We start from the raw sequence: 25,897 nt of genomic DNA, 5'->3' as shown, positions 1-25,897 counted from the left end.
AGTTTTCAATCAAATAATGAAACAACTGAAAGTAATTTCTTTTCTCTTGATAATTTGCCTATCATAGATGAAAATAAAAATGTTTATGATCAAATCCAAATGTGTTTTGATGCACATAAAAATGAAAAATGGGAGGTTATATTTGATTAGTCATATTGTTGTAATTGCTTGAAGAACGGAAATCCTTGAGTAGATAATAAAGATGGCATTAGATTTTATTAAAGTAGATTGGAGAGATAATTATGGGAAATACTGATAAGTTTGAAATCATAGCTAATAGATATGACACTGCTGAAAGAATCCAAATTGCTAAGGTATCATCAGATGCCATTGGAGAATATTTAGTTGACACCAAAAGTAAGAAGGCTATTGATTTTGGGTGTGGAACTGGACTTGTAGGAATGAACTTGTTAAATGATTTTAATTCTATGGTTTTTCTGGATACATCACAAAACATGATTAATCAAATAAATCAAAAGATTTCTAAGTTTAATATTCAGAATGCAGATACCCTATGCTTTGATTTTGAAAAGGAAGGTCAATCTGATTTACATGCTGACTATATTTTTATGGCTCAGGTTCTACTCCATATTAAAGATGTTGAATTAATTATATCAAGATTATATGATGTTCTAAATCCAGGAGGACATTTACTAATTGTAGATTTTAATAAAAATGAAGAAGTAGTTTCGGATATGGTTCATAACGGATTTGAGCAGGTAAAGCTAGCTGATATTATGACTAAAATTGGGTACAGGGATATTGAGTCTAAAACTTTTTATACTGGAAGTAAAATATTCATGGGCCGTGATGCATCTATGTTTATTCTTGATTCTCGAAAATAGATTCTAAGATAGAAATTTTTAAGCCTGTTGATAGAATTGAAATTATTGAGATAAAATTGAAAATAGGAAATTACAAACCCCCTTACTTAAAGGGGGTACATCTTTGCGCAAAATCAGTAATTCCGTGTACCAATATCACCTTTCTATCACAACACATGTGGAAACCGTTGCTCTGCTTAAACAAAAAAAGTCAGTATAATCAAGGGGTTCAGGAGGTTATGAACCAGACAGTTAAGTGTGTTTTAAGTCTAGGGAAACAGAAATGAGCATATTTATCATAGAGTAATGGGGTTGAGTTTTGCAGATTTAGCGATGTGAAAGTGCGGATGCGGAAATTCGAAAATGCAGGTTACTGAGACTGATTTTTGAACAGGAGTTGAGGAAATGAATGATATTTTTATGTGTGGACAAAATTTCGGTGCTATAACAAATAGTATAAAATCAGACTTGCATAAGCATTGGCTGTTACAGCTATTTATTAGCGCTGATGAAAAACTAATAATTAACGTAGAGGATCAAAGAATAAATTGCCGGGCTATAGCTGTCAATGTGAATACAATGCATGAGTTTTATTCTGAAAATTTAATTCATTTTACAATGTTAGTAGATCCAACAACTCAATTAGGGAAATTTATGCGAATATACTTACTAAAAGATAATCCCTATTATATTATTCCTGAGGATAGAGCAGTCGAATTACAAATGCATTTATTAAATGCAATTAATTATGGAAAAAGCCACAAATATTCGGTGTTAATAAAAAATATTGTCAGTTATTTCGATAACTATACACCAATTGAAATTGATCAAAGAATAGAGATGTTATTAAGAATGATAGATACCTGTGATTGCGATGAGACACTTCATCAGGTGAAATATATCGCAAAAGCAATGTCCATATCAGAAAGCAGGCTTTCACATCTTTTCAAAGAAGAAACTGGTATTCCACTGAAAAGCTATATTGTTCTTCATAAGCTGCAAAGAGTATACCAAAAGATATTTGATGGTGAAAGTATTACAGATGCAGCAATAGCATCGGGATTTAATTCATCATCACATTTTGCTTTTGTCAATAAAAAAATGACTGGTATGTCAGCAAGGGATATTATCACAGATAGCAGATTTTTGAAAGTAAGTCTATAAATAAATTTGTATAATATGATTATCAAGATATAAGGAGGTCATATTATGAAAGAGTATTTACAGGCGACATCTATGTTGAATTATGAAAGTAAAGAGATACAGCAGTTAGTTAAAAACAGGAAATGGAAAGATAAAGATGAGTTTCAAAAGATACTTGAGATATATAATTTTGTTAGGGATGAAATAAAATTTGGCTATAATGTTGACGATACTATAGAAGCAAGTAGAGTTTTAGAAGACGGTTATGGGCAGTGTAATACTAAAGGTACTTTATTTATGGCTCTGCTTAGAGCTGTTGGTATCCCATGTCGAATTCACGGGTTTACTATCGACAAAACTCTCCAGAAAGGCGCTATGACAGGTTTAATGTATAGTGTTGCTCCCCAAAATATTGTCCATAGTTGGGTGGAGATTTTTTTTGAAGGAAACTGGTTAAATATAGAGGGGTTCATACTTGATGTTCCTTATTTAAACAAACTCCAAGAAAAGTTTTCTGAATGTAATGGAAGTTTCTGTGGATACGGTGTAGCAACCAATGATTTTAAAAAACCACAAATCCATTGGAATAAAAATGATACCTATATACAAAAGGAGGGAATCAGTCAGGATTATGGAACATTTAACTCTCCGGATGGATTCTTCAGGAAGCATAGTCAGGAATTGTCGCCATTAAAGAAATGGTTTTATCAGAATGTTGGTAGAAAGCTTATGAATAAAAACGTGTCTAAAATTAGAGGAGACGTAAAATGATATGAAAATTAAGCATATTTCTCTGAAAGATTATCTGATTTAAACTCAAAAACCATGAGTTTTTTAAGAAAGGCATCTCTCGCCAAGGAAGTACTGGGTCCTGACAACATCATTACTATTCCTGGAGGTTAATAGCTCAGCGGGAAAGTGCCATGATGACAGCGTGGAAGGCGAGGGTTCAAATCCCTTTAGCTCCACCAGAATATTTTGTCGAAAGAAGTCGATTGCTATTGCAGTCGACTTCTTTCCTTTTATAATGTATTGACAAAAAAATATTTGTTTTTAGAATGGAAAGTGGGTAACTACGTTTATGGAGGAGCTAAACCGGATTACTATGTTTTTGAAAGATTCAGCAAATAAAGCATAACAATGTTCTCATTTTTCAGTATAATAAGAAAAAGGCAACTCGTTTCGAGAGTTCAAATCCCTACGCCGATTTGCCGAAAATAGCTGTTTTGTAGTCCTTAGGCAAAAAGCCTTGAAAATATTTGATTTTCAAGGCTTTTATATTTTCATAACTGCAATAAAAGTTAAAACTCGAAGTCTAACCCAAAAGATAATGTTTCAATATTGTTTGTAATAAATTTAAAAATCCATCTATACCTAGCAAAGGATTAAAGGACCTTTATGGGTATCACTCCCCTATATTTATATCTGTTTTTTATGTGCTGTAATGTGTTGCTATTACGTCATGAATTAGAACTTAAATTACAAATCAATCATATAATATTAGGGGAGATATTTCCGATATTTAAGGAGATGTTTTTGTGAGAAAATACAAATTTAATTATATAATAGTAGGCGGCGGAACTGCTGGTGCAACCGCTGCCAAGATACTTTCCGATAATAAAAAAAACTCTGTATTACTGCTTGAAGCAGGTGAAGACGACGATACGGATGAGCCTATTTCCAACTCAACATTTGCTCCGGTATTGCAAAATTTATTTTTTGCTAGATACTTTTGGCAGGGCCAGGGAGTGCCTCAGGAAGAACTTAACAATAGAACCTTTCCCTGGACAACAGGACGGCTCCTTGGAGGGGCATCTTCTGTTAACCGTCAACTTTGGGTGCGTCCCACAGATGCTGTAATTAGTAAATGGGAAGAGCTCTTGGGACCGTTTTGGTCACCTCAGGCAGTTATTGAAAGATTTAAAGCGTTAGAAAAATATAACGGTATGACAGATAATCCTGGAGCAAGAGGTTTTAAAGGGCGCGTTGATGTACGGCAGGCTCCAGTTAACCCAACTGTTATGGCACAAAAAATTGCATTGGCAATTGAAGAAGCAACAGGGTTTGAGCGAATATTAGATTATAATAATCCCGACACGCCTATCGGTCCATTTACACGTAATCAATATACCCAACATCCTGATGGAACGCGTGAAAGTTCATCAACAGCGTTCCTTACGCCTGATGTAGTAGACGACGAAGGCTTTGGAGTAAACGGACGGAAGTTAAGGGTCTTGACTAAAGCCACAGCCCTTAGGATTATCTTTTGCGATAAAACTGCCTGCAGTGTAAGATTCTTAGAAAATGGAAAACCTTGTGAAGCTTTTGCAGATAAAAAAATAATCGTATCAGCAGGCATCAAGAGTCCAAGTCTTTTGATGCGTTCTGGAATAGGACCTGCCAATGAGCTTGCATGTGTAGGTATTGATGTTGTAAAAGATAATAATAATGTTGGAAGGCATATGGCAAACCATTCAATAATTCCGGTTGTATTTTCAACTAATCCGAATGACACTCCGGTGCCTCCAAATGATCCGAATGCTCATTTGATTGCAGGGGCTTTCCTACCAGATCCGGCAACTGGGTCAGATCCAACACTACGCGCAGTACAAATTGAGCCATTCTTTTCCAACAATACCCTGATCGTAGGAGTATCGCCAATTCAACCTAAGAGTCGAGGAACTGTAGAAATACAATCCAGTGATCCATTAAAAATTGAACTTGGTGATGAGGAATTTTTGGACGACCCTGCTGATTTACGGCTATTAATGGATACCTTTACAATTTATATTAAAAATATAGCAAACGCGCTTAATAATATAGACCCTAATTATCAATTGCTGTCACCAACAATGGACATCATTAATGATTCTATAAGACTCGAGGCCTTTATTAGGCAAAATCTTAGCTTAACCTTCCACGAAGAAAGCACGCTCAGAATGTCAAATTCCGAAGCAGATGGTGTAACGAATTTTCAGGGGGAAGTATTTGGGGTAGAAAATTTAATAGTAGCTGATAATTCAATTATTCCGTTTACTGCGGATGGCAACACCTCTGCACCTGCTTACCTTATCGGATTTACAATTGCACATCAGTTGCTGAATCAAGAGGAATGTGAATGTGAATGTGAAGAGATATACAAATGCGAATGCAACGAGGAATGCAGAGATATATGCATAAAGAAATGCAAAAAAGACTGCAAAAGAAGAATTTTTAGAAGAATTCCTTGTGAATTTATTAATGATTGGGATTTATAAAAGTGTAAGAGTGTAGCAGAGGGGCATATTAAAAGCAATCGACCAAGATTGCATTGTTTATGGTGTATTTTATCAAGGTAATGTGATTGGTTGCATTTATCTCGGGAAATCATTTTTGGGTAGTTTCGATCAATATTGAACTTCGTATTTTCATGTTTCTGAACTGTTTAGAAAAAAGGAATCGGTAAAAATCTGTTAAACTTGCTTGTGATGATGTTATTGAAATTAACACTTTAATAGCTGAAAATGAGCCTTTTGATATTCAAATGGAATATCAATTATAATTACACATTACGAACGAAATGCGAAACTGCGTTCTATTTACGAGAGTTCAAATCCCTATCTAAAAATAGTATGATATCCGAAATTGACATTACTCGCAAGTTATAAGCTATATTTTTATTGGTAATCAACCAATCAAGATGTAGCTTTTTTCATATCTAGAATAGTATTTAAAGTTTGCAGTACCCAAGTGGGTGCTGCATTTTTGTGTTAAGGAGGTTTTGAAATGAGTAAACAAACTACTACTATTCCGGCAAGGCAAAATCAATCTGATAAAAGATTAAAGATTGCTGCCTATTATCGTGTCAGTACAGAGCATGAGGAGCAAAGACAAAGTTTAAAGTCACAAATAGCTTACTATACGCAAAAAATCTGTGATAATCCAGATTGGGACTTTTTTTAATGTCTACTCCATTGGGTACATTTTACAGTGTAATACTAAAGGTACTTTATTTATGGCTCTGCTTAGAGCTGTTGGTATCCCATGTCGGATTCACGGGTTTACTATCGACAAAACTCTCCAGAAAGGCGCTATGACAGGTTTAATGTATAGTGTTGCTCCCCAAAATATTGTCCATAGTTGGGTGGAGATTTTTTTTGAAGGAAACTGGTTAAATATAGAGGGGTTCATACTTGATGTTCCTTATTTAAACAAACTCCAAGAAAAGTTTTCTGAATGTAATGGAAGTTTCTGTGGATACGGTGTAGCAACCAATGATTTTAAAAAACCACAAATCCATTGGAATAAAAATGATACCTATATACAAAAGGAGGGAATCAGTCAGGATTATGGAATATTTAACTCTCCGGATGGATTCTTCAGGAAGCATAGTCAGGAATTGTCGCCATTAAAGAAATGGTTTTATCAGAATGTTGGTAGAAAGCTTATGAATAAAAACGTGTCTAAAATTAGAGGAGATGTAAAATGATATGAAAATTAAGCATATTTCTCTGAAAGATTATCTGATTTAAACTCAAAAAACCATGAGTCTTTTTAAGAAAGACAACTCTCGCCAAGGAAGTACTGGGTCATGACGACATTATTACTATTCTTGGAGGGTAATAGCTCAGCGGGAAAGTGCCATGATGACAGGCTGAAAGTCGAGGGTTCAAATCCCTTCGCCTCCACCATTGAAACCCTCGACTAATTAATAATTAGTCGAGGGTTTTCTTATGGATTAATTTAGTTATATTAGAGTGATAAAGGGTGAATTGTAACATAAATGACGTAAACATTTTTGTGAGAAAACATTAATATTTAATTGCAGGGTTCCTGGCTGTAGATTCCAAAAACAATGACCTTCCGAGTCTAAATTACGCTCAGAAGGTTCTTATTTTCATTAACTTATTTTAAAAATGGTTTGTTTAATTCTTCAGTTCCCGGAAGAACAAATCGTCCGTTTTTTATAATTTCAATGCTTTTACCTGCTTTTGTAAAGCCTGTTACAAATTCTAGATCATCATATAAAACAGGTATATCAGTATGACACTCGGTGTATGCTTTATCCTCATCTTCATGTCTAAGACTACTTTTTTCATTATCCTTTGCAACAATATATTTGCCATTTATATGACTTTTTATATCACAATCCTCTACATCACTAAAGCAAGTATCTCCTATGGCAAAATGAGGTCCCATTTTCTCCGATATTAGTATGGGTAATTTATCCATTATTCCATATTTTTTAGCAACCACATATGCAAGGGTGTTGGTTCCTATTGCAAATTCTCCCATAGGTAAAGTACTATGTGTGAAGAAAAGATTCTCCTCGATGTATTCTAAATTTTTAGCTTCTTCCTCGAAATTTTCACATGAATACTCTGAAATATATCCATCTTCAAATACCAATATTAAATTTTTATAACTCAATCCATCTAAAAATGTTTCTTCAAGGTGTAGAACTCCATTTGTTCCTTTTAATACAGGAGAAGTATAAATTTCTCCAACAGGAATATTAACATTTGCTCCAGCATTTGCATAAAGAGTCTCTCTCTCAGGATTTTGTAATTCGTGCATTTTTACTCTAATATCTGTTTTATTGGTCCCCTTTCCTTTTACACGAACAAAATCTGCTTTATCTAGGGCATGAATCATTATTTGCTGGATTGTTTCATACTTATCAACATCTAAGGTGTTTATTTTCATAATTTCTTCAAATATTTCCTCAAAATTTTGTCCTATCCGAGGCGAAGGAAATGCTATCTGAGTATCACTTGAATTAATATCTGGTATATAGGTTTCTTTAGATCCTGCATATGTTTTTCTTATTTTCCCCATATATTCACTTTGTACCTTTGTAAATTTTAATACATGCTTCTTGTCAATAGGTGAAAATGCCTCTTCTCCAAAGGTCTCAAACCAAATAATCCCTGAATGCCTAAGCAGTATCGTTTCCTTTTCTTTATACTCCTGTTTAATTTTTTCAAGGAATAGGTTCTTAAATTCTTCATCAAGTACTAAAGCATTATTAAATCTATGATCATAACTCACTTGCTCATTCTCCTCAACTACCAAAGGTAGAGGTGCAAAGCCATAATAACCTCTTTCCTTTAAAATCATCATAATGTCTCTAACTAATAGTTCTTGACCCACATTAAACCTAATTCTAATTTCTTTTCTGTCACCAATTTCTTTGCTTTCAACCTTAAAGCCCTGAAAATAAGCATTTACAATTAAATTTGCAGTAGCTCTTATTTTTTCTTTATCATAGGATTGAAAAAATTTAGCCACTTGAATTTCATATTTACTAATTCTTTTCCCATACTTATAAAGATAATTTAATTCCTTCAAGTCAGAATTCTCAATAATATCATTTATATAGTGGTTGTTAATATTATATCTTTCCCTCATAAACTCTGAAACCTGAAGTCCTAAGGTTTCTATTTTATATTCTCTGTAGATATCTATTAAAGCATTTTCTGTAACATCCTGAGACATCATTTTCTCAATTAAAACCCTTAGCCTAAATAGATTATTCTTTTCATGAGAAAAAGCGTATTTAATGGAATCAAAGATATCAGAATATATACTTAAGGCAATCTGTCGAAGCTTGTCCTCTAGTATCCCACAGGAATAATCAGGATTTAAATAACTCTTTTCATATCCCTCCTTTGTAATTTCATAAAATAATTCATCATTCTGCTGTTTTAGTATTTCAAGGTTATTATTTTTAAAATATTCATCATTTAGAACTTCCTCCAGTTGAATTAGTCTTTCCACTAAACAAGAAGCCTTTTTCAAAAAATTCTTAAACATTTGTAACTCCCCCTTTATTAGTTAATCCTATCTCCCAATCCTTATAAGTAATATTATATACTCTCATTATAATACTCCTTTATTTTATACATTAATTTAATTCTCCCAGACAAATAAGCTCATTGTGTTATAAAAAAACTGTAAGAAGCCTTAGCCTTCTTACAGTTAAAAATCTATATTTATTTTCATGCAAAAGTGTGGTTGATTTTACCATGATTAATCAACTATTCTTGTGAAAAAATGTGAACTTAACTCTATAAAACGACTTCTTCTACTTACTAGCATAAAGAAAAACACAATAAAGCCTATAGGCTTAGGCACTAAACTTATTACCATATATTCATTTAAGTATATTTATTAAAAATTTGTAATAATCATTTTATTGATACCTCCATACTTAAGATACACCAATTATATAAAAATTACAAATATATATCAATATTTTTGTAAAATTACTATATTACCTTATTTTAACATAAATTCTTCAGAAACATTTCAGAGTAAGCGGTTGAACATCCAGCGTGAGGTCATAGATCAGCTAAAGTTATAAACTTTAGAAGAGTTGGATTTGAGTACTAATATCTAATATGTTTAACTATTAGTGGGTTTTAAAGACCGCACTTCAGCTCCACCACCATCGAAGAATGAAGCAAAAGGACTTGAACCCTCGTGGTTTAGTCCTTTTGTTTTTGATATACTATGTTCAGATTTGTAATCGCTATAATTATTTTTGATTAACTGGTATCCATACTTCCACTTCTGAGTCTGCTGGATTACCGTTTAATAGGATTTCAGCAATGGGGTTTCCACTATATTCATAATCGTATTCTTCAGTAAGAATTTCTTTAAATGCCTGATCTTCAAGTTTATCAAATGCTAAGCGAGATAGTCCACCTTTCCCAACAAGAACCAGATATTTTCCCTCTGAGAATAAAACTTCTTCGGTTTCATTAATCACTGGTTGTGTTGTTTTAACACCTGCATAATAGAAAGTGTTGCACCTATCAGTTGTTACTGCTCCGTAACCGTAATTACACTCAGAAATTGGCTTAAGTAAAGACATCTTTCCACTTTGAATTATACCTTTGAAAAATTCAGTTTTTTGATTAGAAAATTGTTCTGAATGAATTTTTTCTGAGCCTTCTAATTTTGTTTTAAAACCTACGAAACGAAAAGCCTCTTTTTCTTCAATTTTGAAATTACTCATTTCAAATCCCTCCATATAATTTTTATTTTAAGTATAGTTATACTTTATCATGACCATTATGACATAAGTATGTCATAATTAAACTTGAGGTGAATCTTTTTTATGAAAATCCAACGTCTGATCGCAATTATCATGCTTCTTTTAGAAAGAGAAGTAGTACCCACTAGTGAACTAGCTGAAAAACTGGAAGTAAGTAGGAGAACAATATTCAGAGATATCGATGCTTTAAATATTGCAGGAATGCCTATTATGGTAACTAGAGGTTCTACAGGTGGGGTAAGTTTAATGAAATCTTATAAAGTTGATAAAAAGCTATTTACTCCAAAAGATGTTCAAAGCTTAATAACCAGCTTACAAAGCTATAATCAGTTGCTAGATAATAAAGAAATCGCTAGTACTTTGACCAAATTGCAGAGTATGACAGAGAAAAACGATTTATTAAAACAAAATATTAGTAACCAAAACTTCTCAATAGATTTAGAATCTAATCAGGGAAATCGCTCATTACGAATATTGCTTAAAGTTATAGAAACAGCAATGAATGATAAGCGATATTTGTTATTCAATTACACGGATAAAAGTGGTGATGGAACTTCTCGTAAAGTGGAATCTTACAAAGTAGTTTTTAAGGAAAGCAGCTGGTATTTACAAGCCTTTAGTATTGAACGAAATGATTATAGAATATTCAAGCTGGCCAGAATGAGTGATGTTCAGCTATCAGAAGAAACTTTTACTCCAAGGGATTTTGTACCATTACCAATGGATGATTCGAATTGGATGACAAAAGATATAGTAACAGTAATTATTAGAATAGATAAATCTTTAAAAGATAAAGTAATTGAGCGATTTGGGGAAGACTATATCATTGCTCGTAATGAAAATAATTATATTGCGAAATACCCCATTGTAGACAATGAAGATGGGTATAATGTACTTCTTAAATTTGGCAGAAAATGTGAGATCATTGAACCTCTAAGTGTGAGACAAAATTTCAAAAAATACTTGATGAAAATTATGGAGAGATACGAAGATAATTAGTTTTATCACAGGGCTCAAGAGAAACGCTGTCATAGAAGTCCGGAATGTAAACACTGTGTCTCTCGAAAGTGACGTACTGTCTGAGCGGGAAAACGGAGGCAAGAGCATCAACAACGAGATAGACAGTCAACAGGTTAGTAATATAAAGTGTTTCTCATTTTTGTGTTTTATCATTTCTATTGTTAGCTCATTGACAGAGCAACACTCTGTAAGTTACAATACTGACAGAGTGCAGCTTTGTTAAGAGATATGTTATGTCCAGAGATTATTGCCCCAAATGCCATAAGGTACAAAACATGCTGATTTCCACTGTCGATACAATTTTGATAGAGTTTTACAATATTCCTATTTATCATGAATTGGACAATCCTATTGTCACCACTTTGCAGATGTTTATAGTGAAGTTAGCGGTGACAATAATACTAAACCTGCAGTAATTGGTTGAGTGACTTATGCTAGAAGAATTAAAGCTTAAATTGGTAAATTTACTTGTATAAGAGTGAATTATATAAATGCACTCTAGAAAAAATGCATAATATAGTAGGAGGAAAAATGAACAAAATTTGGAATTCGATTAAAAATTTTTTTGCATATGAAAATCAAAGAATATTCAAAATAACATCTATTTTTTTTATGATTTTGGTTTTAATAACAGGTATTTTAGTAGGAGTTTTGCAAGTAAAACCAACATCAGTACCTTCAGAATCGGATGCAGATTACACAGCTTATAGGCAGATGCTTGATAATCTGAAGGCTATGACGGTAACACCACATCCAGCTGGCTCAGAAGAGATTGAGTCAGTACGCTCATATATTCTATCACAAATCAGAGAAATGGGATTAGAGCCTATCATTGAAACTGAAGTTTACTCTATTGAGAAACTGAAAAGCGAGTTAGGAGAAGAAAATGAAATAGAAGAATATATTCGAAATGAAGTTCATATTAATGAAAAAGATGAACTTATACTAAAAAATATTTTGGTTAAATTAGATGCGCCGGATACAGATCGAGGAGTATTAATCATGGCTCACTACGATACAGAAAAAGGTACTTTGGGAGCAGGCGATAACACGATTTCTGTTTCTGCTTTGCTTGAAGCTATGCGAAAGCAATCAAAAAATAATGACTTAAAAAATGATTTATATTTTTTACTCTGTGATGGTGAGGAATTAGGAACCTTTGGTTCGAAAGCATTTGTAGAATCTCATCCAGAATTAAAAACGTTGGTAGATCTTGTTATTAATGTGGATGGACGCGGTAATCGTGGTGGATTACTGATGTTTGAAACTTCTAATTATAATTATGATCTTATGCATTATTTTAAATCAGCAGTTTCTCATCCCATAGCTTTTTCTTTTACAGCAGATTTATATCACAAAATGCCAAATGTTACCGATTTGACTAGATTTTTAGATGCAGGATATTCAGGCCTTAATTTTACAGTGACAGAAGGTGTTGAAAATTATGGTGCAATGTCGGATAATTATGAAAACTTTAATGATAAAACAGCATATAATTATTTAAAAATTGTTGATTATAGTGCAAAAGAGCAATTTCAAGGAAATAATTCAGAAAAAGAAGGAATTTATTTTCCGTTTTTACCAGGTCATTTAATTTTAATGAATGGTGATGTAGCTTTTTTCCTTGCAGTATGTGCTATTTTTGCTACTTTAATTTGGTTTGTTTTACAAATTAAGAATGGAAATATACAGCCACATCAAATCTTCATTGGAATGACTAGGTTGATTGGAACAATATTTATCATGGCTGCATTAAGTTGGGGCATTATAAGATTAGCGGCAAATATATTTAATCTGACTGAGACAAGCAATACAGAAGTTCTTTTTATTGTTCAAACTATGATATTTGCCCTAGTTAGTCTATTTATATTTATTCTTCGAATGAGAAAACAATCTATTGTTGAGGCTATTGCAGATTTATTACCACTTCAATTAATACTCATTATAGGGACTACAATCTTTTTTAATTCTATGAGCTATCTGTTTTCATTAACAACACTAGGATTATTATTTGTATCACTTTTAGGAAAGCTAGATATAGCTAGATTCATAGGAACAACAATCATTGGTATAGGAATATTACTATTATATGTGCCGATTTGCTGGTTACTATATGTGTCGCTTATGCTACCAATAATTCCAGTAGTCACGGCCTTGAGTGTATTACCAATTTCAATCATTGCAGCATTTTTTACAACTAAACATGTTGAAGAAAAATTCTAATAAAAAGATATATATAACAGGAATACTATAGAATTTTCTGAATTAGTCAAGGGTTTATAAGGATTCATTTTATATCTAAAACTTCTTTTGTAACTTGACCATATTGCTACTATGGAATATAATCAATATTAATAATATTCTTAATATTTGCGGGGGGACTACATAGTAGTTGAGAAGGTAAAACCTGACCCTTTGAACCTGTTGGTTAATACCGACGTAGGGAAGCAAATCACATACGAAATTTGTATATGATTAGGGTGCTTCTCTGTGTAGAGAAGTACCCTATTATTATTTAACATAGGGTCATTAGGTATCTGAAAATAAATAATAAGTAAAAGATGGGAAGTATATTTTGAGTTAGACAAGGAAACAGGTTTCGCAGATAGTAGCACTATCTAAGGGTTCTGTTAACGCAGTATAACTCAAAATAGACGAGGATTTTGACTTATTTATTTTTTGAAGATGCCTTAAGTATAAAAATGAATATAATTAACATTTGCGGGGGGACTATAAGTAGTTGAGAAGGTAAAACCTGACCCTTTGAACCTGTTGGTTAATACTGACGTAGGGAAGCAAATCACATACGAAATTTGTATATGATTAGGGTGCTTCTCCGTATAGAGAAGTACCCTAATTTATTATATATACATAAAGGAAAAAAGGAGGAATTTCAATGAAAAAGGTACTTAGTATTGCTGGATCAGATTGCAGTGGAGGTGCTGGAATACAAGCTGATTTAAAGACATTTTCTGCCCATGGGGTGTTTGGAATGAGTGTAATTGTTTCAGTGGTAGCAGAAAATACAAGCCGTGTTATTGATATACAGGATGTTACCCCAGATATGATTGAGAAGCAGATTGATGCCATATTTGAAGATATGGAGGTTGACGCTGTGAAAATTGGTATGCTGTCTACACAACCTTGCATGGAAGCAGTAGCAAGAAAGCTGGAGCAATATAAACCATACAATGTTGTAATTGATCCTGTCATGTATGCGAAAAATGGTTGCCCTCTTATGAATCCTAATTCCATAGACACGCTGATCAAGGTTGTACTACCCTATGCTGATTTACTTACGCCTAATATTCCAGAGGCTGAGAAGATATCAAATATTAAGATAAGCAGTGCAGAAGATATGAAAACAGCGGCAAAGCTTATTTATGATATGGGGTGCAAAAACGTTCTTGTCAAAGGTGGTCATGCTATTGGGGATGCACTGGATATTCTATATGATGGTAAAGAGTTTTATTATTTTGAAACCCAGCGTATAAATACAAAAAATACTCATGGGACAGGTTGCACTTTCTCTTCTGCTATTACTTCCAATCTTGCACTAGGTATGACCATGTCTATTGCTGTAAAGCAGGCTAAAAAATATATTACAACAGCAATTGAGCATTCATTAAACATAGGTAAAGGTAATGGGCCAACACATCATTTTTATGATTTATATAAAAATGGTTTAAATATATAAGTTTCAATAGTGAAACTACATAATACAAATAAGCTTTTTATAAAATTAATGTTGTTAGAACTGCATATATAGACCATGAAAACACCAGCGGAATAGAGGAAATAAAAAAGGAAGCAGAAACAATTATGATATGCTTCCTTTTTTATATGAAATACGATTAAAAATATATAATGTAATAAAAATGGTTTATAACAACCATTCTTCTGCTGTTAATGCGAATTTTTGTAGCTCAGCAAGAAATTGAGAAACATGGTAACCATCTGCGGCTGCATGATGGATTTGTACGGAAACTGGTAGTTGTACAGTATCTCCCTCCTCAAAGTATTTACCAAAGGTTATGATTGGCGAGAGAAATTGATTGTCTCCGAATAAGTTCAAATTGAATCCAGAAAAACTACTCCACGGAATGCAAGATACAGGAAAATTGTTGAGCGTAATTTAGAGGATAATCTTCATATCAAGACCTATCATGATTATTTACTTAGATAGTTTGTGCAGACTCAAAATATCACTAGAAAGTTGACCACAACATGTAGTGGTTTTGGAGCAAAAATCGAGCAAAAATTGGGGTCGAAAAGTACCTTTTTAGCCCGATTTTTTAGGGGTTTTTATAGATGACACCCTAGAAACGCATATTGCATAGAAGAAAATCCAAAGGCATCGGGATGAAAAATCTCGGTCTGCAATCCTATGAAGCCATTTGTCAACGCATCGATCTGCAGTGTAAGTTGTTCCATTATGATTGTGCTCAAGCAGTACAAGATATTGAGCTTCCCGATGAAGAGTGGTTTAACAATCTGAGAGGTATAAGGCCTTCAAGCGAGATTTTTGATCAAAGTATTAAAAAAGCTTGACAGAGCTAAGATCTGTTAATTACAATAATAACAGAGTAAAGCTCTGTTATGGAGGAATATTTATGGCACGAATAGTAAAGAAACCAGAGGTAAGAAAAAATGAACTTTTGGATGTTGCTGAAAAGTTATTCATTGAAAAAGGCAATTACCATGTATATAAAAGCAGGGTTTGTAAAATCTGCTGAAAAAGAGAATCGCTCATGGAGGGACGATTTGATAGAACTTGAATATGAAATGGACTTGGAGTAATTCTCTGAATTAAATTGGTGAAACATTTTTTACAGATGAAAGTCAAACAATGAGCATAGCAAAGGAGCGATTAAGATGTCAATGATTTATTTACCTAGTTGCAAATTTACGGCTTATTCCCCGGAAGCCAGCAAGAGAATAAAGAATTATCTCTCAGAGAATTATGATATTCAAATTTGGGGATGTTGCAGGCCAAGTCACAAAAAGCTTACAAATGATGATACGGTGGTTTATATATGTAATACGTGTTCTGCGTTTTGCAGAGAAGATTCTGCTGCTAAAAAAGTAATTTCTATATGGGAACTATTAGAAGATGATAAGCAATTCCCATTTCCTGATTACGGCCATAAAAAAATGGCTGTGCAAGATTGTTGGCGTGTATATGACAATGAGCCCCAGCAAAAAGCAGTCCGAAGAATTCTACAGAAAATGAACATTGATATTGAAGAATTAGATGAAAACTTTAGCAAAACGAGATCTTGCGGTACTACGCTCTATGAGACGCTTCCTAAGCAAAATGGAGAGTTTGCACCAAAGCGTTTCATTGAGAACGCGGAAGGTCTTTTCTTGCCGCATACGGAAGAAGAGCAGACAGCATTAATGAAAAAACACTGCAATAAAATTGATGCCAATGAAGTTGTCTGTTATTGCATTGCCTGTGTAAAGGGCATCAATCTTGGAGGAAAAAAGGGCATTCACTTATTAGACCTCATGTTAGGATTAGAGCCTAAATTATGAACAGAGAGATGAGAAGAAAAGATAAAATGCTTTCAGAAGGAAGACATTAATGAAAATAGGATTGAATCATATAGTATTATTCACAAGTAATCTAGAAATAAGGAGGAGAAGAACATAATATGGATATAAACATTTTTCTGTTTGATGATTTTGAAACTCTTGATGCATTTGGTCCGGTAGAAATACTCGGATGTCTTTCAGGTTTTCAAATGCGCTTTTTTTCTATAAATGGTGGGGCTGTTAAAAGCAGACAAGGTACTGAAATTATAACACAATCTGTCGATAAAATAAAATATGATGGCATTCTTGTTATACCTGGGGGACAAGGCACAAGATTATTTGTAAATGATAAGAGCTTTGTGGAAAAGTTGTATGAAATTGCATCATGTTCAAAGTACTGTCTGGCAATATGTACTGGTTCAGCTCTACTTGCAAAAACCGGTTTATTAGATGGACGAAGAGCGACCTCAAACAAAAAAGCATTCGATTGGGTTAAGTCTGTAAACACAAAAGTAGACTGGATACCAAAGGCAAGATGGGTTGTAGATGGAAAATTTTATACATCATCCGGTGTATCTGCAGGAATGGATATGTCGCTGGGATTTATTAGCGATATATTTGGGACAAACATTGCTGAAGAGATTGCAAATACTATAGAATATGTCTGGAATTCTGATAAAGATAATGATTTGTTTAATCTATGATATATTTTATATAGGAATATATTTTTCGCCAAGGAACCTCTATATCCTCACCACATCTTTTTGTCGAATCTAGGCATACAGAATTCATTGGCGAATTACGTCGATGTCAGGAAGGAAAATCTAGGGAAAGTATCTTTCGTGATGGAAAATGGCATGATATCATTCATATGTCAATTTTGCAAAATGAGTACTTAGAATAATACAGTAAGCTATTCAGGAGGTTGGACTTACTGAGAAGAATTCTGTCTTGGTTTTACTAGAGTAAATTTTTTTGGAGGTGTTTTATGAGACGATATATTTTAACAGGCACACCAGGAAGTGGAAAAACTTCAATTATTAGAGTATTAGAAACAATGGGTTATTTAGTAGTGGAAGAAGCCGCAACTGATATAATTGCTTTAGAGCAAGTGCAAGGTAATGCTGAACCATGGAAGGATGCGTCCTTTATTAATAAAATTGTGGCATTGCAAAAACAAAGACAAGTACATCTTTCAGCTCTTCCATCTGAAGTTCAAATTTATGACCGCTCAGTTTTTTGTACATATGCTCTAAGTAAATATCTTGGATATGAACCATCTAAAGATACTATGGAAGAAATAAATAGAATTGAGAATGAACAAACCTATCAGAAGACGGTATTCTTTATTGAGAATTTGGGTTTTTGTCAGCCCTCAGAGGCAAGAAAGATTAGCTTTGAGGAAGCTTTATGTTTTGAACATATTCATGAAGAAACGTATAAGTCCTTTGGATATACGTGTATAAAAATTCCACCCGGAAGTGTAATTGAGCGAGCATACAAAATTATAAGCATGTTATAAAATTTATTTTCGTCTTGATCTTATTTTGTTTTTTATCAAATTTTTAAAATTATAATATATATCTCACATTTGACGGTCTGACCATAAGATGTTGTGGTTTTGAAGTGAAAAATGAGCGAAAATCGGGGTTAAAAAGTGCAATTTTTAGCCCTTTTTTTGAGCAATTTTATAGATGGCGTCAGAAAAAGAGAAAAAGGGTAGTAAAATTACTTGGATAATTTTAGGCGTTTTGGCCGGTTTTTTACCACCATTGCAAACCGTTATTAATGAAAAACTTCGCGTTGCAACGGGCTCTCTTTTAGGAGCTGCTTTTATTTCTTTTCTTGGTGGCACGATTATCTTGCTTATTTTGATATTGATTACTCAACGTTGTTTAGAGTTTCCTATTTCATTACCGGCTTTCAAATTTTTATTAGGCTTTTTGTCTAAGGCTTTCAAGAAGCGGGATTTTTGATCTAAATATTTAAAAACAGCTTGACAGAGTTTTACTCTGTTAATTATAATAATAACAGAGTAGAACTCTGTTAGGAAGGAATATTTATGGCACGAATAGTAAAAAAACCAGAGGTAAGAAAAGATGGATTATTGGATGTTGCTGAGAAGCTATTCTTCGAAAAAGGTTATGAAAGCACCTCGGTTAAAGACATTTACGCCGAGGTAAACGGCTCTTTTGGTATGTTTTATCATCACTTTACGTCAAAAGAAGAAGTTTTAGAAGAAGTAAATAAAAAGATGGCAGCGCGGAGATTTGAACCTATAAAGTCAATCATAATTGATAGCAATTTGTCTGGAATAGAAAAGTTACGTAATGTATTATCGCTTACTATAATATCAGCTAAACAAGAAATTACCAATCATTCAAGCAATTCATATAAAAAGAACCCGCAACTATTAGTAATGCATATGCATGATACCCTTGGTATTGCATCTGATTTACTTTCCAGTGTTATAGAGGAAGGCATAAAAGACGGTACGATTAAAACTGAACGGCCCCATGAGCTATCGCAAATGATTTTGTTATTCCTAAATGTATGGGTAAATCCATGGATATGTCAATGGTCTCCTGAAAAAATGCGAAATATCTTTGTTTTTATGAAAGATATTTTTGACAAAATGGGCGTGCCTGCTTTATCAGAGGATATGCTCCAAGGTTTAAATGAGCTATCATTGCTTGTGCAAGAGGACAAATAGTTGCTTTGTATATTAGATTATAGTGTAACATAAAGAAAGAGGCGACAAAGAGTAAAAGCTTATCGGTGCAATCTCATACCTCTTATAAGAATTAGAATGAAATGTAAGATAAGTGAAATTTATAGTTATATCTTAAGTACATTTAAATGGAGGGGTTATTATGATAACACACAATAATCTCGAAGAATATAGAGGCCCGATTAATTATGATCTTGAATTTGGTGGTGAAACTGATAAATATAATTTTTATCTTAAACTTGCTAAATTGAACGCAGGTGAGGTTTTAGAACTTTGATATCTAAGGAGGACAAAATGTTTACTTTAGATCATATAATAATTGAAACTGACTATCCTGAGAAATTGGCTAAAGAGTTTTCAGAGAGGTCATGTTTCAAATGGAGTTGGAGAGGAAAGGAGAATTATACTAGTGACTGAAAGAGAAAAAATGCAGAATGGGTTCCTATATGATGCTAACTATAATGAAGAAATCGTTAAGGAACGAGAAAAATCAAAGGATCTTTGTTTTGAATATAATCGATTAAGACCCTCTGATTCAGAAAATCAAAAAGCGATTATATCTAAGCTATTAGGTAAAACAGGAGAGAATTTTTATATCACTGCTCCGTTTTATTGTGATTATGGTTATAATATCGAGATTGGAAACAACTTCTATACTAATCACAATTGTGTTATTTTAGATGGTGCCAAAGTAACCTTTGGTGATAATGTTTTTATTGCTCCTAATTGCTGTTTTTCAACAGCCGGACATCCTATTGATTCGGAACAAAGAAATGCGGGATTAGAGTTTGCTAAACCAATAAAAGTGGGAAACAGTGTTTGGTTCGGTGCAGGAGTAATTGTTCTGCCTGGCATTAACATTGGCGATGATGTTGTCATTGGTGCCGGAAGCGTAGTAACAAAAGACATTCCGTCAGGAGTGATAGCTGTAGGAAACCCTTGTAAAGTCATAAGAAAAATTACCGAGGAAGATAAAAGGAGGTGCTGGAAGGATGAAAAGTAATTGGGAAAAGCTTTTATCTCGGTGCTTGTGATTTAGCATGCTTTGGAAGTAATTTCACAAAGCGACTATATCATCGACATTGGCCCCGAGGGTGGTATATCTGGCGGCAGGATTGTACATATTATTCATCAAATAAATGGCGGAGCTAAAACTATAAAAATAAATGAAAAAATTGCAGCCTTAAAAGCGTGTAAATGTTATGTCGAGAACATTGAACAAGGTATTGCTTTAACAGCTCAAAAAGGTACTGTTGGTGAAATATACAATCTTGCTGATAATGAGATTTTCTCAGAACTTGAATGGAATCAAATCATTGCAAAGTTGATGGATTGGAATGGAGAATTTGTGATAACATACGAGGATAATGGTTTTGAGTTTGTTAAAGCTGTAAACTTAGACCAGCATCTTGTGGTGGAGTCCACTAAAATACGAAAAGAATTGGGACTACAAAGCACAAGTTTATTGCATGATAAAATGCTGTAGTCAAGATTTTTAAATTAGCCAAGTGATAGTTTTGGCTTGAAGGAGTGATAGGATTATGGATATTTGGGAAGAAATGTATAAGAAAGCGAGAATGGTTCAGAATGGAAGAGAGATTTCTCCATTCATAGAAGCCGGTGGCGTTGGTGCTGCAATTTTAACTATAAAAGGTAATATTTATGTTGGTGTTTCTATTGACACCGCGAGTACTCTAGGAATGTGTGCGGAGAGAAATGCGATTGCTAACATGATTACAAATGGAGAAAGCCAAATAGATAAAGTCGTAGCGGTCATGTCCGACGGTAAAGTTGCTTCCCCCTGTGGTGCTTGCAGAGAATATATGATGCAATTAGATCGTGAAAGCGGCGAGATTGAAATTTTGCTTGATCTTGAAACTAAAAAAACGGTTAAATTAAAAGAGCTCATTCCAGATTGGTGGGGATATGACAATTTTAATTCATAAACGTTGATAAACAAAATCCAGTAAATTGAGCAGACAAACTGGTGTAAAAACAGGAATTTGAAGATTGAAAACATAGCTTATAAAGCAAATTTACATTAGTTTAGGAGGTTGAAATGATTAAATATTTGGATATTTGCAAGGAAACCAATCGTCTACAAATACGACCATTAAATATGGACGATTACAAAATATGGCTTGAGGGATTTAATGGACAAGCGTCATCTAAAACAAAATTTGATGACGGGTGGTTTGATACATCTTTTTTAACAGAGGAATGGTTTAAAAACAAACTTAAAGAGCGTGAGGATCTTGGTAAAAAAGATTACAGTTATATGTTAAATATTTTTTCTAAAATTAATGGTGCATCAGTTGGATACTGTGATATAAGCACTCATATGAGAGAAGATTTTCAATATGCACGAATTGGATATACGATTTTTAATCAATTTTGGCAACAAGGATATGCAAAAGAGGCTATTCGTGCGATTGTCCAAATTGGATTTGAGGACCTAAATTTTCATCGTTTGGAAGCACACATTAATAAAGATAATGATATATCAAAAAAGGTTGTTCTCTCTGCAGGATTTAAATTTGAATGTATTAGAGAAAAATTTATTATGGAAGATGGTAGTTGGATCGACAATGAAATCTATTATATACTCAACAATAAATATAGGTTATAAGCATTGCGACTTACCAGAGATGGAAAACAAACACCTCGTATTATACTATGATCCGGAGAGTTTGAGTGAAATGGAATTTGATATAATACGATTAAACTGCCAAAAAACAATTCCTTTGTGATTATGGTTATAATATCAAGATTGGAAATAATTTCTATACTAATCACAACTGTGTTATTTTAGATGGCGCCAAAGTAACCTTTGGTGATAACGTTTTTATTGTTCCTAATTGCTGCTTTTCAACAGCCGGACATCCTCTTGATTCGGAACAAAGAAACGCGGGATTAGAGTTTGCTCAACCAATAAAAGTTGGAGACAGTGTTTGGTTCGGTGCATGAGTAATTGTTTTGCATGGCATTAACATTGGCGATGATGTTGTCATTGGTACCGGAAGCATAGTGACAAAAGACATTCCGTCAGATGATATCGAATCATAATTGAAAGCTGACAAATTTCAATTTATCTAAGAAATTAGATGGAGCTTAATGTAAACAATTGTTATATTTAGCGTAACAACCGAAAAAAGAACAATCTATTTGAACACCGCGTTATTCAAATTTGAATTTGAAGGAGGAACTTATATGAGCCAGAACATATATGACAATGAAATATTTTTTACAGAGTATATGAAATTAAGGAACGAAAAAAGCTATAATGACTTATTAGAACAGCCATCAATAAACAAATTATTACCCGATGTAAAGGGCAAAACGATTTTAGATATAGGGTGTGGATACGGACACAATTGTCTTATATTTGTGCAAAACGGGGCTAAAAAAGTAATCGGTATTGATCTTTCACAAAAGATGCTTGAAGTAGCAAAAAAGGAATCTTGTCATCCTAGCATTGAGTACCGCCACATGGATATGTCAGAATTATCTACTTTGACACAAAAATTCGATATAGTATACAGTTCGCTTGCATTTCATTACGCTGAAAATTTTCAAAAACTTATCAAAGATGTTTATGCTCTCTTAAACAAGGGAGGGTATTTGATTTATTCACAGGAACATCTCATTGTGACTGCCACGATGAATTGCAATGGACATCATAACTTAGATGAAAATGGAAAGTTTGTATCCTACACTTTTTCTGACTATGCAAAGAATGGGCAACGTGTAAGCACATGGTTTGTTGATGGTGTGATTAACTACCATCGTTCTATGGGAGAAATCATATCAACATTAGCTCATACAGGCTTTATTCTTAAAGATGTGGTAGAGCCTACACCTGAGTCATGGGCATTGAAGGAAAATCCGGATTTGATTAAAGAATTTATTAAACCTACATTTCTAATTATAAAAGCAAAAAAGTAATAATCCTATTGAGATTGTTAAGCTATTAGATAGAGGAGGAAAAAATGCTAGAATATAGAATTTTAAATAAAACAAGTATAGAAACACTTCACAAAGCGTTTCGCAATGCATTTTCTGATTATCAGGTTAAGATGGATTTGCCCATTTGGAAGTTTAAACAAATGCTTCAAAGAAGAGGGTATGCCCCGGAAATGTCCATAGGTGCATTTAAAAATGAAATGTTAGTTGGATTCGTTTTAAATGGATTTCGAAATTGGAATAAAAAATCAACAGTATATGACCTTGGCACAGGCGTCACAGCTGACTATAGAAGACAAGGTATCACAAGCAATATGCTTCTAAATATCAAAGAAGTACTTAAACAAAAGCAAGTGGAGCAATATTTGCTTGAAGTAATTAAATCTAATACTTCTGCAGTTGAACTTTATAAAAAACAAGGCTTTGAAATTCAAAGAGAGTTCCAATGTTTTCAACTAGATAAAAATAAATATAACTCGATAACAACCTATAAGGTTGAACATGTTGACAGAATTAACTTAAGACAGTTAACAGAATTTTGGGATTTTAAGCCATCTTGGCAGAATTCTATTGATTCTATCAGCGCTATACCAGAAGCATTCCTATATTCTATTGTACGCTTTGATAATACCATTGTTGGCTATGGCATTATTGATAAAAAAACAGGAGATATTCCCCAAATAGCAGTAAATAAACATTATAGAGGTAAAGGAATTGCAAGAAGCATCATTACTGATTTAATAGAGAACACAGAATCATATAAAATCAGTGTTCTTAACGTAGATGATGAATCTAAATGTACTAAAGACTTTCTGATTAAATTAGAGTTTGAACATATTGTTGATCAGTATGAGATGCTTTTGAAAATATAATAGTATTTCAAATGTCTTTTCAGATGTGGCAGCAATAGAATATGTCAAATGCATGTTTTGAACAGGATAATTATTTAGACATAAAGATACATTTTATAGTAGGATTATCTTCGCTCACATATGGAAGGAGGAAAGATAACATGTCGGATATTATGATAAGGAATTACAAGCAACAAGACTGGTCGCGAATTGAAGAAATCCACGATGCTGCTAGAAAAATAGAACTGCATCTTGCAGGACTAGACGATGCATTTGTACCGCTTGAACAGGCGGCTGTTAATGAAGGATTATTTGATTATACAGTATGTGTTGCACTTATAAATGACAATGTAGTAGGATTTGTAGCATTTTCAGATGATGAAATTGCATGGCTCTATGTGGCTCCTGACTCTATGCGTCAGGGAGTCGGAAAAAGTTTGATTATGCATGTGATTGAAAATACTACCCAAAGGCCACTAGGGTTGGAGGTTTTAGTTGGAAATAATCCTGCACTGCATTTATATGAAGCAATGGGTTTTGAAACGACTGAAACATGTTCGGGTGTGATGCCTGGTAATGAATCTTTTGAAGTGACAGTACATTGTATGCAGCAGAAAAACGGTCAAGAAAGAAAAGAAGTTTAAAGAACTATATAAAAAATCCTCCTCTAAAAAATGGTCATTATAACGATTCCCGAAGTAATAAACATTAGTCCAATAAACTTCTCTTTTCAAATTTATTGGTATTCATCAAGAAAATGTAAGGACATATTTACTTAATGACGCTAGGTTTCTAAAGTTTGTTTGTGGTTCACTAGGTCAAGAATTGGATAGATGCTCAAAAAATAGTTCTATAAACTTACTTTATCCTTTGGAAAATAGATTAGCTAGTTATATGCTTGCTACCGCTGAAAATACAGATAGTAGTGGTCAACGAATAGTAGTATTTAATGAAATCTTAATTGAAATATCAGAACTATTAGGTACAAGTTATAGGCATTTATTAAGGATATTAAATATTCTTTGCTTAAAGGGTGCTATAAAAAAGAAGGATAATTACTTTGAAGTTATAGATGAGAAGACTTTAGAAAAACTTGCAGCAGATTTATATAAATAGCTAATGTTATGTGATAATTTTGAATAAGTTTGTTGATAAATAGAATTAAATCATTATAAAAAAGCGAAGGTAACACTAAATAATTCCTTCGCTTTACCATATTACCTTGGTTCTGGTACCACTATAGCTAGCAGGGGGTCACAAATCCAAAGGAAACAGGCAATAAAATAGGTGAGAATTCTCTAGTTTCAGTGGATAAATTATCAGAAGGGAATTATCAATGGCTTGTAGATAACTTCATCATACCTTACACTGAAGACAGAAAATATATTTTGAAATAAAAGAAACTTTAGGAACAATTTCAGAATCAAGTAAGGGATGGAAAAAGGAATTAAATTTAATTAGCTGGAATGATAAAGAGGCAAAATATGATTTAAGAGATTGGGATTCAGAACACAATAAGATGGGAAAAGGTGTTACCTTAACAAAAGAAGAAGTAAAGGTACTGAAAGAACTATTAAATAGTATGATATATAATTTATAAGAACACACAGAACCTTTAATCAATGCAAGGATGCATAGGTTAAAGGTTTTTAATATTTTTTAGAATTAATTTTAAGATATATATGGAGGAAAGAGTCTTTCTGGTGACAATTGGTTATTAAAAAGAGAGAAAATTGGCGCAAACCCGCATGAAACCTATATATTTATATATTCTTATATTTATATA

26 protein-coding genes, 1 tRNA gene, 3 pseudogenes and 2 riboswitches are annotated in these 25,897 nt (G+C 33.3%); of the genes and pseudogenes, 27 read left to right on the top strand and 3 right to left on the bottom strand.

The window, feature by feature from the left end; translation table 11 throughout:
- The first annotated feature begins 242 nt into the window (after positions 1 to 242).
- From ACI48Q_RS20390 to ACI48Q_RS20360, 7 genes and pseudogenes are all read left to right on the top strand, one after another.
- On the top strand, positions 243 to 845 hold the full coding sequence (locus ACI48Q_RS20390) for a class I SAM-dependent methyltransferase (protein ID WP_474920954.1): 603 nt from the start codon (positions 243 to 245) through the stop codon (positions 843 to 845).
- A gap of 384 nt (positions 846 to 1,229) precedes the next feature.
- Positions 1,230 to 1,988, top strand: coding sequence for a helix-turn-helix domain-containing protein (locus tag ACI48Q_RS20385; RefSeq protein WP_474920953.1), 759 nt, complete (start codon positions 1,230 to 1,232; stop codon positions 1,986 to 1,988).
- Between the two features lie 45 nt (positions 1,989 to 2,033).
- Complete coding sequence (locus ACI48Q_RS20380) at positions 2,034 to 2,738, top strand: transglutaminase-like domain-containing protein (protein WP_474920952.1); 705 nt, start codon at positions 2,034 to 2,036, stop codon at positions 2,736 to 2,738.
- A 123-nt stretch (positions 2,739 to 2,861) separates the two neighbouring features.
- Positions 2,862 to 2,938, top strand: a tRNA-Val gene (locus tag ACI48Q_RS20375).
- Between the two features lie 567 nt (positions 2,939 to 3,505).
- Positions 3,506 to 5,224, top strand: coding sequence for a GMC family oxidoreductase (locus tag ACI48Q_RS20370; protein ID WP_474920951.1), 1,719 nt, complete (start codon positions 3,506 to 3,508; stop codon positions 5,222 to 5,224).
- A 508-nt stretch (positions 5,225 to 5,732) separates the two neighbouring features.
- Positions 5,733 to 5,909, top strand: coding sequence for a hypothetical protein (locus ACI48Q_RS20365; protein ID WP_474920950.1), 177 nt, complete (start codon positions 5,733 to 5,735; stop codon positions 5,907 to 5,909).
- Positions 5,910 to 5,934: 25 nt separating this feature from the next.
- Positions 5,935 to 6,435 (top strand): annotated as a pseudogene (locus ACI48Q_RS20360) (transglutaminase domain-containing protein); the annotation flags it as partial.
- 416 nt (positions 6,436 to 6,851) lie between these two features.
- Here the strand turns inward: ACI48Q_RS20360 and ACI48Q_RS20355 are convergent.
- Both ACI48Q_RS20355 and ACI48Q_RS20350 read right to left on the bottom strand, forming a co-directional pair.
- On the bottom strand, positions 6,852 to 8,762 hold the full coding sequence (locus tag ACI48Q_RS20355; RefSeq protein WP_474920949.1) for an aminopeptidase: 1,911 nt from the start codon (positions 8,760 to 8,762) through the stop codon (positions 6,852 to 6,854).
- Positions 8,763 to 9,486: 724 nt separating this feature from the next.
- Entirely contained in the window at positions 9,487 to 9,969 is a 483-nt protein-coding gene (locus tag ACI48Q_RS20350; protein ID WP_474920948.1) for a GyrI-like domain-containing protein, read from the bottom strand.
- Between the two features lie 102 nt (positions 9,970 to 10,071).
- Between ACI48Q_RS20350 and ACI48Q_RS20345 the strand changes: the two genes are divergently transcribed.
- From ACI48Q_RS20345 to thiD, 3 genes are all read left to right on the top strand, one after another.
- Positions 10,072 to 11,007 carry a helix-turn-helix transcriptional regulator gene (locus ACI48Q_RS20345; protein ID WP_474920947.1) on the top strand — a complete coding sequence of 312 codons (936 nt, stop codon included), beginning with the start codon at positions 10,072 to 10,074 and terminating at the stop codon, positions 11,005 to 11,007.
- Positions 11,008 to 11,559: 552 nt separating this feature from the next.
- A complete protein-coding gene (locus tag ACI48Q_RS20340; RefSeq protein ID WP_474920946.1) occupies positions 11,560 to 13,251 on the top strand; it encodes a M28 family peptidase in 1,692 nt (563 codons plus the stop codon).
- A gap of 141 nt (positions 13,252 to 13,392) precedes the next feature.
- Positions 13,393 to 13,492: riboswitch (TPP riboswitch) on the top strand.
- Between the two features lie 249 nt (positions 13,493 to 13,741).
- A riboswitch (TPP riboswitch) is annotated at positions 13,742 to 13,840 on the top strand.
- A gap of 84 nt (positions 13,841 to 13,924) precedes the next feature.
- Complete coding sequence (thiD, locus tag ACI48Q_RS20335; protein ID WP_474920945.1) at positions 13,925 to 14,725, top strand: bifunctional hydroxymethylpyrimidine kinase/phosphomethylpyrimidine kinase; 801 nt, start codon at positions 13,925 to 13,927, stop codon at positions 14,723 to 14,725.
- A gap of 186 nt (positions 14,726 to 14,911) precedes the next feature.
- Here the strand turns inward: thiD and ACI48Q_RS20330 are convergent.
- Positions 14,912 to 15,154, bottom strand: a pseudogene (locus ACI48Q_RS20330) (CatA-like O-acetyltransferase); the annotation flags it as partial.
- 487 nt (positions 15,155 to 15,641) lie between these two features.
- Between ACI48Q_RS20330 and ACI48Q_RS20325 the strand changes: the two are divergent.
- The 17 genes and pseudogenes from ACI48Q_RS20325 to ACI48Q_RS20245 all read left to right on the top strand — a co-directional run bounded on the left by ACI48Q_RS20325 (position 15,642) and on the right by ACI48Q_RS20245 (position 25,711).
- The gene (locus ACI48Q_RS20325) at positions 15,642 to 15,764 is read left to right on the top strand and encodes a hypothetical protein (protein ID WP_474920944.1); all 123 of its coding nucleotides are present in this window, start codon (positions 15,642 to 15,644) and stop codon (positions 15,762 to 15,764) included.
- Positions 15,765 to 15,903: 139 nt separating this feature from the next.
- Positions 15,904 to 16,566 carry a hypothetical protein gene (locus ACI48Q_RS20320; RefSeq protein ID WP_474920943.1) on the top strand — a complete coding sequence of 221 codons (663 nt, stop codon included), beginning with the start codon at positions 15,904 to 15,906 and terminating at the stop codon, positions 16,564 to 16,566.
- Positions 16,567 to 16,685: 119 nt separating this feature from the next.
- Positions 16,686 to 17,270 carry a DJ-1/PfpI family protein gene (locus ACI48Q_RS20315; protein WP_474920942.1) on the top strand — a complete coding sequence of 195 codons (585 nt, stop codon included), beginning with the start codon at positions 16,686 to 16,688 and terminating at the stop codon, positions 17,268 to 17,270.
- A 284-nt stretch (positions 17,271 to 17,554) separates the two neighbouring features.
- Positions 17,555 to 18,088: an AAA family ATPase gene (locus tag ACI48Q_RS20310; protein ID WP_474920941.1), complete on the top strand. Its 534-nt coding sequence runs from the start codon at positions 17,555 to 17,557 to the stop codon at positions 18,086 to 18,088.
- 172 nt (positions 18,089 to 18,260) lie between these two features.
- Positions 18,261 to 18,542, top strand: coding sequence for a DMT family transporter (locus tag ACI48Q_RS20305; RefSeq protein WP_474920940.1), 282 nt, complete (start codon positions 18,261 to 18,263; stop codon positions 18,540 to 18,542).
- An 86-nt stretch (positions 18,543 to 18,628) separates the two neighbouring features.
- Positions 18,629 to 19,279 carry a TetR/AcrR family transcriptional regulator gene (locus ACI48Q_RS20300; protein WP_474920939.1) on the top strand — a complete coding sequence of 217 codons (651 nt, stop codon included), beginning with the start codon at positions 18,629 to 18,631 and terminating at the stop codon, positions 19,277 to 19,279.
- Between the two features lie 160 nt (positions 19,280 to 19,439).
- The gene (locus tag ACI48Q_RS20295; protein WP_474920938.1) at positions 19,440 to 19,574 is read left to right on the top strand and encodes a hypothetical protein; all 135 of its coding nucleotides are present in this window, start codon (positions 19,440 to 19,442) and stop codon (positions 19,572 to 19,574) included.
- A 132-nt stretch (positions 19,575 to 19,706) separates the two neighbouring features.
- Positions 19,707 to 20,300 (top strand): sugar O-acetyltransferase, encoded by a 594-nt coding sequence (locus ACI48Q_RS20290; protein ID WP_474920956.1) that lies wholly within the window; start codon positions 19,707 to 19,709, stop codon positions 20,298 to 20,300.
- Positions 20,301 to 20,342: 42 nt separating this feature from the next.
- Complete coding sequence (locus ACI48Q_RS20285; protein WP_474920937.1) at positions 20,343 to 20,783, top strand: hypothetical protein; 441 nt, start codon at positions 20,343 to 20,345, stop codon at positions 20,781 to 20,783.
- A gap of 55 nt (positions 20,784 to 20,838) precedes the next feature.
- A complete protein-coding gene (locus ACI48Q_RS20280; RefSeq protein ID WP_474920936.1) occupies positions 20,839 to 21,243 on the top strand; it encodes a cytidine deaminase family protein in 405 nt (134 codons plus the stop codon).
- Positions 21,244 to 21,356: 113 nt separating this feature from the next.
- A complete protein-coding gene (locus tag ACI48Q_RS20275; protein WP_474920935.1) occupies positions 21,357 to 21,926 on the top strand; it encodes a GNAT family N-acetyltransferase in 570 nt (189 codons plus the stop codon).
- 110 nt (positions 21,927 to 22,036) lie between these two features.
- Positions 22,037 to 22,363, top strand: a pseudogene (locus tag ACI48Q_RS20270) (sugar O-acetyltransferase); the annotation flags it as partial.
- 144 nt (positions 22,364 to 22,507) lie between these two features.
- Positions 22,508 to 23,242, top strand: a complete 735-nt coding sequence (locus tag ACI48Q_RS20265; RefSeq protein ID WP_474920934.1) for a class I SAM-dependent methyltransferase — start codon at positions 22,508 to 22,510, stop codon at positions 23,240 to 23,242.
- Between the two features lie 44 nt (positions 23,243 to 23,286).
- Positions 23,287 to 24,132, top strand: a complete 846-nt coding sequence (locus ACI48Q_RS20260; protein WP_474920933.1) for a GNAT family N-acetyltransferase — start codon at positions 23,287 to 23,289, stop codon at positions 24,130 to 24,132.
- Between the two features lie 140 nt (positions 24,133 to 24,272).
- Positions 24,273 to 24,755 (top strand): GNAT family N-acetyltransferase, encoded by a 483-nt coding sequence (locus ACI48Q_RS20255; RefSeq protein WP_474920932.1) that lies wholly within the window; start codon positions 24,273 to 24,275, stop codon positions 24,753 to 24,755.
- A 181-nt stretch (positions 24,756 to 24,936) separates the two neighbouring features.
- The gene (locus ACI48Q_RS20250; protein WP_474920931.1) at positions 24,937 to 25,227 is read left to right on the top strand and encodes a helix-turn-helix domain-containing protein; all 291 of its coding nucleotides are present in this window, start codon (positions 24,937 to 24,939) and stop codon (positions 25,225 to 25,227) included.
- A 265-nt stretch (positions 25,228 to 25,492) separates the two neighbouring features.
- Positions 25,493 to 25,711: a YdbC family protein gene (locus ACI48Q_RS20245; RefSeq protein WP_474920955.1), complete on the top strand. Its 219-nt coding sequence runs from the start codon at positions 25,493 to 25,495 to the stop codon at positions 25,709 to 25,711.
- Positions 25,712 to 25,897 lie beyond the last annotated feature (186 nt).

This window comes from Clostridium sp. LXY-7, from assembly GCF_056172015.1.
This window is presented reverse-complemented; position numbering and strand designations above follow the sequence as displayed.

Coding starts and splice junctions, on each gene's coding strand:
- ACI48Q_RS20390 (WP_474920954.1), top strand. CDS start 243: ATGGGAAATACTGATAAGTTTGAAATCATAGCTAATAGATATGACACT.
- ACI48Q_RS20385 (WP_474920953.1), top strand. CDS start 1,230: ATGAATGATATTTTTATGTGTGGACAAAATTTCGGTGCTATAACAAAT.
- ACI48Q_RS20380 (WP_474920952.1), top strand. CDS start 2,034: ATGAAAGAGTATTTACAGGCGACATCTATGTTGAATTATGAAAGTAAA.
- ACI48Q_RS20365 (WP_474920950.1), top strand. CDS start 5,733: ATGAGTAAACAAACTACTACTATTCCGGCAAGGCAAAATCAATCTGAT.
- ACI48Q_RS20355 (WP_474920949.1), bottom strand. CDS start 8,762: ATGTTTAAGAATTTTTTGAAAAAGGCTTCTTGTTTAGTGGAAAGACTA.
- ACI48Q_RS20350 (WP_474920948.1), bottom strand. CDS start 9,969: ATGAGTAATTTCAAAATTGAAGAAAAAGAGGCTTTTCGTTTCGTAGGT.
- ACI48Q_RS20345 (WP_474920947.1), top strand. CDS start 10,072: ATGAAAATCCAACGTCTGATCGCAATTATCATGCTTCTTTTAGAAAGA.
- ACI48Q_RS20340 (WP_474920946.1), top strand. CDS start 11,560: ATGAACAAAATTTGGAATTCGATTAAAAATTTTTTTGCATATGAAAAT.
- thiD (WP_474920945.1), top strand. CDS start 13,925: ATGAAAAAGGTACTTAGTATTGCTGGATCAGATTGCAGTGGAGGTGCT.
- ACI48Q_RS20325 (WP_474920944.1), top strand. CDS start 15,642: ATGGCACGAATAGTAAAGAAACCAGAGGTAAGAAAAAATGAACTTTTG.
- ACI48Q_RS20320 (WP_474920943.1), top strand. CDS start 15,904: ATGTCAATGATTTATTTACCTAGTTGCAAATTTACGGCTTATTCCCCG.
- ACI48Q_RS20315 (WP_474920942.1), top strand. CDS start 16,686: ATGGATATAAACATTTTTCTGTTTGATGATTTTGAAACTCTTGATGCA.
- ACI48Q_RS20310 (WP_474920941.1), top strand. CDS start 17,555: ATGAGACGATATATTTTAACAGGCACACCAGGAAGTGGAAAAACTTCA.
- ACI48Q_RS20305 (WP_474920940.1), top strand. CDS start 18,261: ATGGCGTCAGAAAAAGAGAAAAAGGGTAGTAAAATTACTTGGATAATT.
- ACI48Q_RS20300 (WP_474920939.1), top strand. CDS start 18,629: ATGGCACGAATAGTAAAAAAACCAGAGGTAAGAAAAGATGGATTATTG.
- ACI48Q_RS20295 (WP_474920938.1), top strand. CDS start 19,440: ATGATAACACACAATAATCTCGAAGAATATAGAGGCCCGATTAATTAT.
- ACI48Q_RS20280 (WP_474920936.1), top strand. CDS start 20,839: ATGGATATTTGGGAAGAAATGTATAAGAAAGCGAGAATGGTTCAGAAT.
- ACI48Q_RS20275 (WP_474920935.1), top strand. CDS start 21,357: ATGATTAAATATTTGGATATTTGCAAGGAAACCAATCGTCTACAAATA.
- ACI48Q_RS20265 (WP_474920934.1), top strand. CDS start 22,508: ATGAGCCAGAACATATATGACAATGAAATATTTTTTACAGAGTATATG.
- ACI48Q_RS20260 (WP_474920933.1), top strand. CDS start 23,287: ATGCTAGAATATAGAATTTTAAATAAAACAAGTATAGAAACACTTCAC.
- ACI48Q_RS20255 (WP_474920932.1), top strand. CDS start 24,273: ATGTCGGATATTATGATAAGGAATTACAAGCAACAAGACTGGTCGCGA.